Below are 12,658 nucleotides of genomic sequence, written 5' to 3'. Positions count from 1 at the left end.
GCGTGCGGCTTGCGCTTGACACGCGTCGCTGAAATCGGTGCCGGATCCGCTGTTCTACAGCAAACCCTGGAGCGCCTGGCGATAGCTGCGACCACCCAGGCTCAGGCTGTTGTTATGACTGGCCCCCGGCACCAACAGCAGGTGCTTGGGCTCCAGGGCCGCATCAAACAGTTGCTGGCTGAAGCGCGGCGGCACATAGCGGTCGTCAAGGCCATGCACTACCAGCAAGGGCATATGGATCTCGGCGATCTTGTCGATGGAATCAAACTTCTGCGACAGCAACCAGCGCACCGGCAGCGAGGTATTCGCCACGGCCGCCGCCACGTCGGCCAGGGAGGTAAAGGTGGACTCGATCACCAGCCCGCGCACCGGCGGCGGCAGCTGTTTATCGGCGGCCTGCTGGCCCAACTCGGCCGCCAGGTCGATGGCGACGGCGCCGCCCAGGGAATGGCCATAGATCAGGCGCTTGCCTGGATCAGGTTGCAGCACCTGGAAGCGCTCCCAGGCAATCCGCGCATCTTCATAGACGCTGGTCTCTGACGGCAAGTCGCCCTGGCTCTGGCCAAACCCCCGATAGTCGATGGCCAGCACCGAGTAGCCCTGGGCGTGCAGTTGCTCGATGCGAAACAGCTGGCCAGTGAGGTTCCAGCGCACGCCGTGCAGGTACAGGATCGCCGGCGCGTCTTTTTTCGCCGCCGGCCACCACCAGCCATGCAGGCTCTGCCCGGACTTGAAGCTGGCCGGCTTGAGTTCGAACTCCTGTAAGCCTTGCGGCAGGCCGCGGTACCAACTGGCGGTGCCGGGCTCGATGCGAAACACCAGCTCGCGCTCCTTGTGTTGAAGCACATTGCAGCCCACGGGCAGGCCGATGATCAGCAATGCCATGCACAGCAGGGGCAACCAGCGCAAACGCAGGCGCGAGAGAAAACGTGAGGCCATGGAGGTTCCAGGACAGGAGCGAAGCCGGATTTTTACCAGATGCCTGGCCAGTGAGGGGAATATTCAGACCACCGTCAGGGGGCGATTGCTTGCAAAGTGTTACAGGCGGTCTGCACGCGATTGCGCCCCTGATCCTTGGCGCGATACAGCGCCTGGTCGGCCTGGGACAGCAGGCGCGACAGATCGTGGCAGGCCGGCGTGGTGGTCACCACCCCGATGCTCACACTGAGGAACCCCGGTGCCAGCAGGTCCAGCTCGGCGAACCGCTGGCGAATGCGTTCCGCCACTTGCACGGCGCCTCGTTCATCGGTATTGGCCAGCAGGCAGGCAAACTCTTCGCCACCAATACGCGCAAACAGATCGTGCTTGCGCAAGATCGACGCGGTCAGTTGGCTGAAGGCGATCAACGCCTGGTCGCCCATGGGATGGCCAAAACTGTCGTTCAGGCGCTTGAAGTAGTCGAGGTCACACAACAGCAATGTCACCGGCTGCCCGCGCTGCGTGCTGTCGGCCAGCAGTTGTTCGCCATGGAGCATGAACGCCCGGCGGTTGCCGATACCGGTCAGCACGTCGGTGAAGGCGGCCGCCTTGAAGTTGAGTTCGGCGCGCTCCTTGACCATCGCCAGGGTGACGTAGGCGATGCCGATGGCATACAGCATGGATTCGAACAGCATGAACGAAAAAAGCTGTACGCCGTCGTTCATCAATGCGTTCGGGTCCTTGTACGGCATGCCGGGATCGAGCACGGCGCGCACGCAGTAAAAGGTCGTATGCAACAGCATCAGCACCACGGCTGGCAGATAGGCCACTTCCAGGTGTTGACGGTGGCGCCACAACTCCAGGGCCGACAGCACGCCGTAGCTCGCGGCTATCAGGGAATACAGGGTCACCCGGCTGGACATCGAGCCATAGAACTGCGGGACCAGGCACATCACCAGCCACAGCGCCGGCCCGGCGAGGATGCCCGGCAGGTGTGGCTTGCCCTGGACAAACAGGCGCATGGCGGTCCAGTTCATTGCCGCGCTCATCAGGAGCACCACATTGCCTATCACCAGCGCGACGAAGTCCACGCCCACCCCGCGCACGACCATCAACGCCGTGCCGAGGGAGGCCAGCAACAGCATCACGCCAAGATAGCCCAGGGTCGGCTCACGTACGCGATGCCAGGCATGCACGGTGAGCAAGCCCATCAGGCAAAAAACGAAGACGGCAACTATCAGGAGCGTCGGTATGTGCAGCATCATGTCCTTGACCCCGAAGGATGCACTGTCGAGATCACCCCGTCGGACACATGCCTGGACGGTGATCCGGTGCACAAAGGGCGCAATTGTAGCTGGATAACCCATAACAATGCTGGCCTATGGACAGCTTGACGCTGGCAGGGCGTCACCGACATGCTGCGCGACCCTGCGACCAAAAGGCTCCCCATGGACAACAGCCCCGTACGCATCACCGCCGAAGAGTTGCTCTCGGACAACTGGTACCTGCTGAAAAAATACAGCTTCGACCTGCGTCGCCGGGACGGCAGCTGGCAAGCCCAGACCCGCGAGGTGTACGACCGTGGCAACGGTGCAACCATCCTGCTGTACAACACCTTGCAGCGCACAGTGTTGCTGATCCGCCAGTTCCGCATGCCGACCTTCGTCAATGGTCATGACGGCTACCTGATCGAAACCGCCGCTGGCCTGCTGGACAACGCCAGCCCCGAGGAACGTATTCGCCTGGAAGTCGAGGAAGAAACCGGCTACCGCGTAGGCCACGTGGAGAAAATCTACTCGGCCTTCATGAGCCCGGGCTCGGTGACCGAGCGCATTCATTTCTTTATCGGTGAGTACCAACCTGGCGACCGCGTGGGCGAGGGCGGCGGGCTGGAGCACGAAGGCGAAGATATTCAGGTGCTGGAGTTGGGATTCGACGAGGCCATCGCCATGGTTGGCCGCGGCGAAATTGTCGATGGCAAGACCATCATGCTCCTGCAATACCTGGAGCTGCGGCTGCTCAAGGCGGCGCTGACCCACGCGTAGAAGCCAGCGCCTCCAGGGGCATTTTCTTCAATACGCACTGGCTACAGGGACGTAGCGTACAGGCCTGTCCACCTGTCATTACAAAAAAGGAAGTGCAATGAGTTTGATCATGTCCATGGCCGCCTTCGCCCTGGCGACGTCCATCACCCCCGGCCCGGTCAATGTGGTCGCCCTTGGCTCGGGCGCGCGCTTTGGTTTTGCCGCCAGCCAGAAACACGTGGCCGGCGCGGCCTTGGGCTTCACCTTGCTGCTGGTGTTGATTGGCCTGGGCCTGCACGAACTGCTGGTGCGCTGGCCGATCCTGACCCAGGGCATCCAGTGGGGCGGGGTGGCCTTTCTGCTGTACATGGCCTACAAGCTGGCGATGGACGACGGCCGGCTGGATGCGCAAGACGCGGCTGTTGCGCCGTCGATGCTCTATGGCGCGGTCATGCAATGGCTCAACCCCAAGGCCTGGCTGGCGTGTGTGGCGGGCATGGGCCTGTTTGCGGCCGATGGCGAGGCTGCGCGGGTCTGGCAACTGGCGGCGGTGTACCTGGTGATTTGCTATCTATCGGTGGCGTGCTGGGCGTATGTCGGCACGTTCTTTCGTCGTTACCTGAGCAATGCCCGGGGCATGCGCCTGTTCAATCGGGCCATGGCGCTGTTGCTGGTGATCAGCGTGGTGTACCTGTTGCTGGCGTGAGTCAGCCGCGATATTGCCCCGGCGTGGCCGCCAGGTGTTGCTTGAACGTGCGTTGCAGATGCGCCTGGTCGGCAAAACCGGCGGCCAGTGCCACATCGGCAATCAGGTGGCCGCTACGCAACTGGTTGCGGGCGAACTGGACGCGCTGGTTGATCAGGAACGCGTGGGGCGTCATGCCGTAAGCCTGCTTGAACGCGCGAATCAGGTACGACGGCGACAGCTGCGCTGCCTGGCAGATTGCTTCCAGCTTCAGCGCCTCGGTGCAATGCGCGCGGATGTACTCGGCGGCGTGTTCCAGCTTGTGATTGACCTCGCGTACAGGCTCGGCAGCCGGGTTCAGGCGCAGTTGCACCTCAGTGAAAAAACTCACCACGGCGCTGTGTTTCTGCAGGTGCTCGGTGTGCTCGTCGACCAGCACGGTGTACAGCTCCAACAGGCCGGCAAACAGCAGCGGGTCGTCGGTATGGGTCGCGTCGAAGCGGCGAAAGCCCAAGTCACTGGCAAACCCCAACTGGTGTTGCAGATCGGTCAGCCAGGGCGTGTCGATGTAGAGCATGTGATACGACCAGGGTTGGTCGTCGATGGGGTTGCAGGCATGCACATCGCCCGGGTTCATCAGCACCACAGTGCCGGCGCGGATGTGGAAGGTGTCCGGGCCATGGAGATACAGGCTTTGCCCGGCGGTGATCGCGCCAATCGAGAAGTGGTCGTGGGCATGCCGGGTGTAGCAGACCTTGCGCCCATCCTCGATGGTACGCGCCTCGATAAACGGCAGGCTGGCATCACGCCAGAAGCGTGGGGCGGCGAGGTCGGGCAGCGCCATGGTGCAATCTCCGGGGGACCTTGTAGGACCACGATGATTGCACATAAATACGCCGCCGACCTTATGTAGAAGCCGGCAAGCCCCCACATTTCTCAGGGGGCGCCCCCCAGGCTTAGAAGTCCCAGCGCGTCGCCAGTTGCAGGCTGCGCGGCTCGCCGTAGAACCCGGTGCCGAAGTTGCCCAGGCCGGTGTAGTACTTTTTATCCAGGGCATTTTTCACGTTCAACGTCGCGCTCAAGTGCTCGTTGAAGCGATAGCGTGCCATCAGGTCCACCAGGTAGTAGCTGTCCTGGGTGATGCGCGCGTATTGGCCAAAGTTGACCGTGTCATTCGGGTTGGGCTGGAACACATTGCCGAAGAACTCGCTCTGCCAGTTGACCCCGGCGCCGAGGGTCACCTTGTCCAGCGCGCCCGGCAGGCGATAGGTGTTGAACAGGCGCACCACTTGTTGCGGCGTGGTGGTTTGCAGCACCGAGCTGTAGACGTAATCGTCGTTGGCATCGCGGGTGTGCTGGTAGGTGTAGCCGGCCGAGACATTCCAGCCGTCCAGCACTTCGCCGGCCAGTTCCACCTCAAAGCCCTTGGTGGTGGCGCCGGCAATCGGGCGATAGATCGAGTCGCTTTCAAAGCCCGAGACGTATTGCGCGACATTGTCCTGTTCGATGCGGAACGCGGCGAAGCTGGCGTTCAGGCGGCCGTCGAAAAAGGCCGCCTTGAGCCCGGCTTCATAAGTGTCGCCCTCAATCGCGTCGAGCAATTTGCGGTCGGCATCCTTGCTGTTTTGCGGGCGGTAGATCTTGGTGTAGCTGCTGTACACCGACCAGATGTCGTTGAGGTCATAGACCACCCCGGCGTAGGGCGTCACCACCCCGGTTTGTTTGTAGCTGGTGCGGGCGTCGGTACTCGTCGCAGCGTAGAAGTCGGTGGTGTCGGTGTTGCTGAAATTGCTGACGCGGGTACCCAGGATCACCGACAGGTCATCAGTAGGCTTGAGGCGGGTCGCCAGGTAGGCGCCGGTTTGGCGTTGCACAATATCGTTCTGGCCGCTGCGCGGGATATCCGGCTTGGCGTACTCACCACGCCAGTCATAAATGCTGCCGCCCACCGGCGGGTAGATCGAACCGTAGACCGGCACGTCCTGTTTCGAGCGGGTTGCCATAAAGCCCATGATCAACTCGTGCTCGCGACCCAACAGGCTGAACGGGCCGCTGAGGTTGACGTCTAGGGTGTTCTGCACCTGGTCGCCCTTGTACTTGCCCATGAACATGTACATGCCCTCACCAGTGACCTGGTCCGGGTTGCCGCCACTGGCGGAGGCGAGCAAGGTGTCGTGCTGGCTGCGCTTGCGATCCAGGCTGACTTTGAGCGACCAGTCGTTGGCCAGCTTTTGCTGGACCGAGGCGAAGATCGTCTGGTTCTGGAAGTCGCGGCGGCTCCAGTCGGCGGCCGGGTTGAACGAGCGCGAGAAATTGGTGCGATTGCCATTGCTGAAATACATCGGGAAACCGGTCCAGCTGGCGCCACGGGAGCGGGTGTCCTGCTGGTCGATACCGAAGGTCAGCAGGGTGTCGGGAGTCAGATCGGCTTCGAGAATGCCGTAGGCAATGTCCTTGGTGTGCTGGTAGTGGTCCAGGTACGACGAGCGATCCTGATAAACCCCGACAAAACGCCCGCGCACATTGCCCGACTCGGTCAGCGACCCGGAGATATCGCCTTCGGTGCGGTAGTTGTCCCAGGAGCCCACGGTGCCGGTAACCGAGGCCTTGAAGTCCTTGGTGGGCTTTTTACGGATCAGGTTGACCGTGGCCGACGGGTCGCCCGAACCGCTCATCAGGCCCGATGAGCCCTTGATGATTTCCAGGTGGTCGTACACCGCCATGTCGGTGCTGGTGGTGCCGTAGTCATACACGCCGTCATAGGTGGAGTTGACGCCGTCGTACTGGAAGTTGGTGATCGGCAGGCCACGGCTGGAGAACTCCCAGCGCTCGCTGTCGTAGTTCTGCACGCTGACGCCAGGGGCGCGGCGCAGGGTGTCGGCGATGTTGTTGGAACCCTGGTCATCCATCTGCTGGCGGGTGATCACGGTGACCGACTGCGGCGTCTCGCGGATCGACAGCGGCAGGCCGGTGGCCGAGGCCATCGAGCCGGTGGTGTAGGAATGGCTGTCTTCGGTGGTGGCGCCCAGGGCCACGCCGGAAATGGTGGTGGCACCCAGCTCCAGCTCGCCGGTATTGAGCGGCACCAGCTCCAGCACATAGCCATTGTCGCCCTGGGGCTGGGCCTGCAATCCGCTGCCTTGCAACAAACGCTGCAAGCCGGCTGCGGGGGTGTAGCTGCCACTGAGTCCAGGGCTGGTCTTCCCGGCTGCCAGGCTGTTGTGGCCGGCGATAAACACCCCGGACTGCTCGGCAAAGCGATTCAGCACGCTGACCAGCGACCCGGCGCCAATGTTGTAGCTGCGCGTGGTTTCCTGGGTCGACGGCGTTTCCACCGCCTGCACATTGAGCGGGCCCAGGCAGAGCAGGGTCGCGGTGATGGCCAGCGCCAGGGGGCGCAGCGTGAAAGCAGCGGGTTGCGACATGGAAGGTTCCCTACGGATTCGGCGAATATGAAAGCGTCTGCTGGGTTAACCGAACGAACGTCGAAAAGGGGAATAGGTGGAGCCAAAAAAACTGCTCGCCTTGAGCCAGGCCTGTTGTGGCGAGCGGGCTTGCCCGCGTTGGACTGCGCAGCAGTCCCATCTTTTGGGGCCGCTACGCGACCCAACGCGGGCAAGCCCGCTCGCCACAACAGCCCGGACGGTTGGCGTTAGGTAGCGTGTGTTTTGGGCCCCACGCTGACCCACCACGGCAGCACTCTGTCCACCTGGATCGGCAATGCCGCCTCCAGCAGCCGCAACGCATGCTCGCTGTCCTTGAGCGGGAACGAGCCCATCACTGGCAGATGGGCCACGGCCGGATCACAACCGAGGTGGCCGGGCCGGTAGCGGTTCAGTTCACCGATCAATTGGCCCAGGGGCAGGTTGTCGGCCAATAGCACGCCGCGGCTCCAGGCCTCGCGGGTGGCGGATGCGGGCACTGCGCTGCGGATCGTGTGCCGACCGAACACCGCCTGTTGCCCGGACTCGATAATGCGTACCTGCTGGCCGTCGGCGGTGCGCACTTCTACCCGGCCGTCGAAGACATTCAGGGTGGTGCTGTCTTCGCTGTGCAGCACACTGAAGCGCGTACCCAGGGCACGCAGGTGGCCGTGCGCGGTGTCGACCAGGAACGGCCGCTGGAGGTCCTTGGCGGTGTCGATCAACACTTCGCCAAAACGCAGGTGCAGCAGGCGCTGCTGCGCATCGAAGCGTACATCCATGGCGCTCAGGGCGTTGAGCCAGATATGTGTGCCGTCGGCGAGCAATGCGTCGCGGATCTCGCCGCTGGCCGTGGCGTAGTCGGCGCTCCAGCCGCCGATCACCCGGGGCAGGGCAGTGCCGCGCCAGGTGCCCCAGGCCAAGGTCGAACCGGCGCACAGTACCAATAATGTCTTGAGGGTTTGCCGCCGCGTGCTGCGCAGGGCGCGGCCGGCGCCGATGGGCTCGTCGGTCAGCGGCGCGAAGCGTTGGCTGACGCGCTCGACATAGCGCCAGGCAGCCTGATGCTCGGGGTTCTGCCCCAGCCATGTCTGCCAATGCTGTTGTGCCTGGCTGCCGTCTTGCGGGTCCTGTAGGCGCACATACCATTGGGCTGCCTGCTGCAGGCTGGCGTGGCTGAGTTTTCCGCTGGGGTTCATTCCACCAGCACCCCGTCGAGCTCGGCTTCCAGCACCGCGCAGTGCAACAGCGCCTGGGCCATGTATTTTTTCACCATGCGCTCACAGACCCCCAACTGCACGGCGATTTGCTTGTAGGTCAGGCCATGCAGTTGCGCCAGCAGGAACGCATCGCTGACCTTGCGCGGCAGGCGCGCGAGCATGGCATCGACCTCGTACAGGGTTTCGACAATGATCGCCCGCTGCTCCGGCGATGGCTGCACCGCCTGTGGGCGGTCGGCGAGGCTTTGCAGCCAGGCCTGCTCCAGTTGGCGGCGGCGCCAATGGTCGATGCACAGGCCACGGGCGATGGTCGCCAGGTACGAGCGCTCGCGCACGGCGTCAGCCTGGTCAGGCGGGCGCTTGAGCACGCGGATAAAGGTGTCTTGCGCCAGGTCGGCGGCATCCCAGCGGTTGCTCAGGCGCCGGCGCAACAGGCCGAGCAGCCAGGAGTGGTGGCTGCCGTAGAGCTGACTGAAGGAAGCGGGGGAAGTCGACACAATATCCAACCGGCGCTGGCGCCACGACGTGAATAGGAATTGGTCGCGATTAAAGCAAAGGCCTGCGGGCAGCGCAAATGATATTGGTTTGCTTTTGCGAAAGGCTTTGCCTGCAGAGCTGCACAGATCAAATGGGGGAGCTGGCAAGCCAGCTCCCACAAGGCGTCTCCGGCCTAAACTCAAGATCAGCTACGTGAGGTCGGCACCAGAAACGCGGCCTCCAGCAGCTGCCGGGTATAGGCATGCTGGGGATCGGCGAAGATGGTCTTGGCATCCCCCTGTTCCACCACTTGCCCCTGTTTGACCACCATCAACTGATGGCTCAGGGCTTTGACCACCGCCAGGTCATGGCTGATAAACAGGTAGGTCAGGTTGTACTTGGCCTGCAGGTTACGCAGCAGTTCCACCACCTGGCGCTGCACCGTGCGGTCCAGGGCCGAGGTGGGTTCATCCAGCAGGATCAGGCGTGGCTTGAGCACCAGGGCGCGGGCAATGGCGATGCGCTGGCGTTGACCTCCGGAGAATTCGTGGGGGTAGCGGTGGCGGGTCTGCGGGTCGAGCCCCACCTCCTTGAGCGCGGCGATAATCGCTGCTTCCTGCTCGGCCGCGGTGCCGATCTTGTGGATGCGCAAACCTTCGCCAACGATCTCGCTGACGCACATACGCGGGCTCAGGCTGCCAAACGGGTCCTGGAACACCACCTGCATTTCCCGGCGCAATGGCCGCACCTGTTGCTGGGTCAGTTGGTCCAGTTGCTGGCCCTCAAAACGGATCCCGCCCTTGCTGCCGATCAACCGCAGGATCGCCAGGCCCAGGGTGGATTTGCCCGAGCCGCTTTCGCCGACAATGCCCAGGGTCTGGCCCTGGGGCAGGCTGAAGTGGATGCCGTTCACCGCCTTGACGTAATCGACGGTATTGCGCAGGAAGCCTTTTTTGATCGGGAACCAGACTTTCAGGTCGTCGACTTCCAGCAGCGGCGGGCCAACCGCGTTGCTCGCCGGACCGCCACTGGGCTCGGCGGCCAGCAGTTCCTGGGTGTACGGATGCTGCGGGGAGCGAAACAGTTCTTCGCAGGACGCCTGCTCGACAATGCAACCGCGCTGCATCACACACACGCGGTGGGCAATGCGCCGCACCAGGTTCAAGTCATGGCTGATCAGCAACAGCGCCATGCCCAGGCGCGCCTGCAACTCCTTGAGCAGTTCGAGGATCTTCAACTGCACGGTCACGTCCAGGGCCGTGGTCGGCTCGTCGGCGATCAGCAGTTCCGGCTCGTTGGCCAGGGCCATGGCGATCATCACCCGCTGACGCTGGCCGCCGGACAACTCATGGGGCAAGGCCTTGAGGCGCTTGTGCGGTTCGGGGATGCCCACCAGGTCCAGCAGTTCCAGGGTGCGCAGGGTCGCAGCCTTGCCGGTCAGGCCCTTGTGCAGGCCCAGCACTTCGTTGATCTGCTTTTCGATGGAGTGCAGCGGGTTCAGCGAGGTCATCGGCTCCTGGAAGATCATCGCAATGCGGTTGCCGCGAATCTGGCGCAGGGGCTTTTCTTTCAGGGTCAGCAGATCCTGCCCGGCATACTTGATCGTGCCGGACGGATGCCGCGCCAGGGGGTAGGGCAGCAGGCGCAGAATCGAGTGGGCGGTCACCGACTTGCCGGAGCCGCTTTCGCCGACCAGGGCCAGGGTTTCACCGCGGCGGATATCGAAGCTGATATTTTCCACCACGCGCTGATGCTGCTCGCCGGTGACGAACTCGACGCTGAGGTCGCGGACTTCGATCAGATTGTCCTGATTCATCTCATTTCCTCGGGTCGAAGGCATCGCGAGCGGACTCGCCGATAAACACCAGCAAACTCAACATGATCGCCAGCACCGCAAAGGCACTGATGCCCAGCCATGGCGCCTGCAGGTTGGATTTGCCCTGGGCCACCAACTCGCCCAGGGACGGCGACCCGGCGGGCAGGCCGAAGCCCAGGAAGTCCAGGGCGGTGAGGGTGCCAATCGCGCCGGTGAGGATGAAGGGCATAAAGGTCATGGTCGAGACCATGGCATTGGGCAGGATATGGCGGAACATGATCGCGCCGTTCTGCATGCCCAGGGCCCGGGCCGCGCGCACGTATTCCAGGTTACGGCCGCGCAGGAACTCGGCGCGCACCACGTCCACCAGGCTCATCCAGGAAAACAGCAACATGATCCCCAGCAGCCACCAGAAGTTCGGCTGTACAAAGCTGGCGAGGATGATCAGCAGGTACAGCACCGGCAACCCCGACCAGATTTCCAGGAACCGCTGGCCGGCCAGGTCGACCCAGCCGCCATAAAAACCCTGCAGGGCCCCGGCCGCCACACCGATGATCGAGCTCAACACCGTGAGGGTCAGGGCAAAAAGCACCGAGACCCGAAAGCCATAGATCACCCGCGCCAGCACGTCGCGGCCCTGGTCGTCGGTGCCCAGCAGGTTGTCCGCCGAGGGCGGCGCCGGTGCCGGGACTTTCAGGTCGTAGTTGATGCTCTGGTAGCTGTAGGGGATCGGTGCCCAGAGCGTCCAGGCATCCTTGGCCTTGAGCAGTTCGCGGATGTACGGGCTTTTGTAGTTGGCTTCCAGGGGGAATTCGCCGCCGAAGGTGGTTTCCGGGTAGCGCTTGAGCACCGGGAAGTACCAGTCGCCGTCGTAATGCACCGCCAACGGCTTGTCATTGGCGATCAACTCGGCGCCCAGGCTCAGGCCAAACAGGATCAGGAACAGCCACAGCGACCACCAGCCACGTTTATTGGCCTTGAAACGCTCGAAGCGGCGGCGATTGAGGGGGGATAGCGTCATCTCAATGCTCCCGGCTTTCGAAGTCGATACGCGGGTCGACCAGGGTGTAGGTCAAATCACCGATCAGTTTCACCACCAGGCCCAGCAGGGTGAAGATAAACAGGGTGCCGAACACCACCGGGTAATCGCGGTTGATCGCCGCTTCAAAGCTCATCAGGCCCAGGCCGTCGAGGGAGAAGATCACTTCGACTAGCAGCGAGCCGGTAAAAAAGATGCCGATAAAGGCTGAAGGGAACCCGGCGATCACCAGCAGCATGGCGTTGCGGAACACATGGCCGTAGAGCACGCGGTGATTGGTCAGGCCCTTGGCCTTGGCGGTGATCACGTACTGCTTGTTGATCTCGTCGAGAAAGCTGTTTTTGGTCAGCAGGGTCATGGTGGCGAAGTTACCGATGACCAGGGCCGTGACCGGCAGCGCCAGGTGCCAGAAGTAGTCGAGGATTTTGCCGCCCCAGCTCAGTTCGTCAAAGTTGTTGGAGGTCAGTCCCCGCAACGGGAACCAGTCAAAATAACTGCCGCCGGCAAACACCACGATCAACAGGATGGCAAACAGGAACGCCGGGATCGCATAGCCGACGATGATTGCCGAACTGGTCCACACGTCAAAGTGGCTGCCATGGCGAGTGGCCTTGGCGATCCCGAGGGGGATCGAGACCAGGTACATGATCAGGGTGCTCCATAACCCGAGGGAGATGGACACCGGCATTTTCTCCTTGATCAGGTCGATGACCTTGGCGTCGCGAAAGAAGCTGTCGCCAAAGTCCAGCTGGGCGTAGTTCTTGACCATGATCCACAAGCGTTCCGGCGCCGACTTGTCGAAGCCGTACATCTTCTCGATTTCCTTGATCAGCGTCGGGTCCAGGCCCTGGGCCCCGCGGTAGCTGGAGCCGGCCACCGAGACTTCGGCACCGCCACCGGCGATGCGGCTGGTAGCACCTTCAAAGCCTTCGAGCTTGGCGATCATTTGTTCCACCGGGCCGCCGGGGGCGGCCTGGATAATCACAAAGTTGATCAGCAAAATGCCGAACAGCGTGGGGATGATCAGCAGCAACCTGCGAAAAATATAAGCCAGCAT

11 protein-coding genes are annotated in these 12,658 nt (G+C 62.6%); 2 read left to right on the top strand and 9 right to left on the bottom strand.

Features of this window, described 5'->3' with window-relative positions; translation table 11 throughout:
* Positions 1-54: 54 nt before the first annotated feature.
* The gene (locus PSH73_RS13575) at positions 55-939 is read right to left on the bottom strand and encodes an alpha/beta hydrolase (protein WP_057959388.1); all 885 of its coding nucleotides are present in this window, start codon (positions 937-939) and stop codon (positions 55-57) included.
* 74 nt (positions 940-1,013) lie between these two features.
* Positions 1,014-2,183 (bottom strand): diguanylate cyclase, encoded by a 1,170-nt coding sequence (locus PSH73_RS13570; RefSeq protein ID WP_120733252.1) that lies wholly within the window; start codon positions 2,181-2,183, stop codon positions 1,014-1,016.
* Between the two features lie 183 nt (positions 2,184-2,366).
* Here PSH73_RS13570 and PSH73_RS13565 point away from each other — a divergent pair, with 183 nt between their 5' ends.
* Together PSH73_RS13565 and PSH73_RS13560 are read left to right on the top strand one after the other, a co-directional pair.
* The gene (locus PSH73_RS13565; protein ID WP_170059228.1) at positions 2,367-2,963 is read left to right on the top strand and encodes an NUDIX domain-containing protein; all 597 of its coding nucleotides are present in this window, start codon (positions 2,367-2,369) and stop codon (positions 2,961-2,963) included.
* Positions 2,964-3,060: 97 nt separating this feature from the next.
* Positions 3,061-3,648, top strand: a complete 588-nt coding sequence (locus tag PSH73_RS13560) for a LysE family translocator (protein ID WP_057445062.1) — start codon at positions 3,061-3,063, stop codon at positions 3,646-3,648.
* Position 3,649: 1 nt separating this feature from the next.
* Here the strand turns inward: PSH73_RS13560 and PSH73_RS13555 are convergent, their stop codons facing one another.
* The 7 genes from PSH73_RS13555 to PSH73_RS13525 all read right to left on the bottom strand — a co-directional run bounded on the left by PSH73_RS13555 (position 3,650) and on the right by PSH73_RS13525 (position 12,658).
* Positions 3,650-4,471: an AraC family transcriptional regulator gene (locus PSH73_RS13555; protein ID WP_057436815.1), complete on the bottom strand. Its 822-nt coding sequence runs from the start codon at positions 4,469-4,471 to the stop codon at positions 3,650-3,652.
* 112 nt (positions 4,472-4,583) lie between these two features.
* The gene (locus tag PSH73_RS13550; RefSeq protein WP_305460711.1) at positions 4,584-7,052 is read right to left on the bottom strand and encodes a TonB-dependent receptor; all 2,469 of its coding nucleotides are present in this window, start codon (positions 7,050-7,052) and stop codon (positions 4,584-4,586) included.
* A gap of 227 nt (positions 7,053-7,279) precedes the next feature.
* The gene (locus PSH73_RS13545; RefSeq protein WP_305460709.1) at positions 7,280-8,248 is read right to left on the bottom strand and encodes a FecR domain-containing protein; all 969 of its coding nucleotides are present in this window, start codon (positions 8,246-8,248) and stop codon (positions 7,280-7,282) included.
* A complete protein-coding gene (locus PSH73_RS13540) occupies positions 8,245-8,775 on the bottom strand; it encodes a sigma-70 family RNA polymerase sigma factor (protein ID WP_152987928.1) in 531 nt (176 codons plus the stop codon). The genes PSH73_RS13545 and PSH73_RS13540 overlap by 4 nt, the downstream gene beginning before the upstream one ends.
* Positions 8,776-8,951: 176 nt before the next feature.
* The gene (locus tag PSH73_RS13535; RefSeq protein ID WP_057959392.1) at positions 8,952-10,562 is read right to left on the bottom strand and encodes an ABC transporter ATP-binding protein; all 1,611 of its coding nucleotides are present in this window, start codon (positions 10,560-10,562) and stop codon (positions 8,952-8,954) included.
* 1 nt (position 10,563) lies between these two features.
* Positions 10,564-11,583 (bottom strand): ABC transporter permease, encoded by a 1,020-nt coding sequence (locus tag PSH73_RS13530; RefSeq protein ID WP_057959393.1) that lies wholly within the window; start codon positions 11,581-11,583, stop codon positions 10,564-10,566.
* Position 11,584: 1 nt separating this feature from the next.
* Positions 11,585-12,658: a microcin C ABC transporter permease YejB gene (locus tag PSH73_RS13525; protein ID WP_057436807.1), complete on the bottom strand. Its 1,074-nt coding sequence runs from the start codon at positions 12,656-12,658 to the stop codon at positions 11,585-11,587.

Source organism: Pseudomonas sp. FP2294 (assembly GCF_030687625.1).
GTDB classification, from domain to species: domain Bacteria; phylum Pseudomonadota; class Gammaproteobacteria; order Pseudomonadales; family Pseudomonadaceae; genus Aquipseudomonas; species Aquipseudomonas shahriarae.
This window is presented reverse-complemented; position numbering and strand designations above follow the sequence as displayed.

What these genes read in the sequence shown, in the direction of transcription:
- PSH73_RS13545 (WP_305460709.1), bottom strand. Translation starts at nt 8,248, where the DNA reads ATGAACCCCAGCGGAAAACTCAGCCACGCCAGCCTGCAGCAGGCAGCC.
- PSH73_RS13535 (WP_057959392.1), bottom strand. Translation starts at nt 10,562, where the DNA reads ATGAATCAGGACAATCTGATCGAAGTCCGCGACCTCAGCGTCGAGTTC.
- PSH73_RS13570 (WP_120733252.1), bottom strand. Translation starts at nt 2,183, where the DNA reads ATGATGCTGCACATACCGACGCTCCTGATAGTTGCCGTCTTCGTTTTT.
- PSH73_RS13525 (WP_057436807.1), bottom strand. Translation starts at nt 12,658, where the DNA reads ATGCTGGCTTATATTTTTCGCAGGTTGCTGCTGATCATCCCCACGCTG.
- PSH73_RS13550 (WP_305460711.1), bottom strand. Translation starts at nt 7,052, where the DNA reads ATGTCGCAACCCGCTGCTTTCACGCTGCGCCCCCTGGCGCTGGCCATC.
- PSH73_RS13565 (WP_170059228.1), top strand. Translation starts at nt 2,367, where the DNA reads ATGGACAACAGCCCCGTACGCATCACCGCCGAAGAGTTGCTCTCGGAC.
- PSH73_RS13575 (WP_057959388.1), bottom strand. Translation starts at nt 939, where the DNA reads ATGGCCTCACGTTTTCTCTCGCGCCTGCGTTTGCGCTGGTTGCCCCTG.
- PSH73_RS13530 (WP_057959393.1), bottom strand. Translation starts at nt 11,583, where the DNA reads ATGACGCTATCCCCCCTCAATCGCCGCCGCTTCGAGCGTTTCAAGGCC.
- PSH73_RS13560 (WP_057445062.1), top strand. Translation starts at nt 3,061, where the DNA reads ATGAGTTTGATCATGTCCATGGCCGCCTTCGCCCTGGCGACGTCCATC.
- PSH73_RS13555 (WP_057436815.1), bottom strand. Translation starts at nt 4,471, where the DNA reads ATGGCGCTGCCCGACCTCGCCGCCCCACGCTTCTGGCGTGATGCCAGC.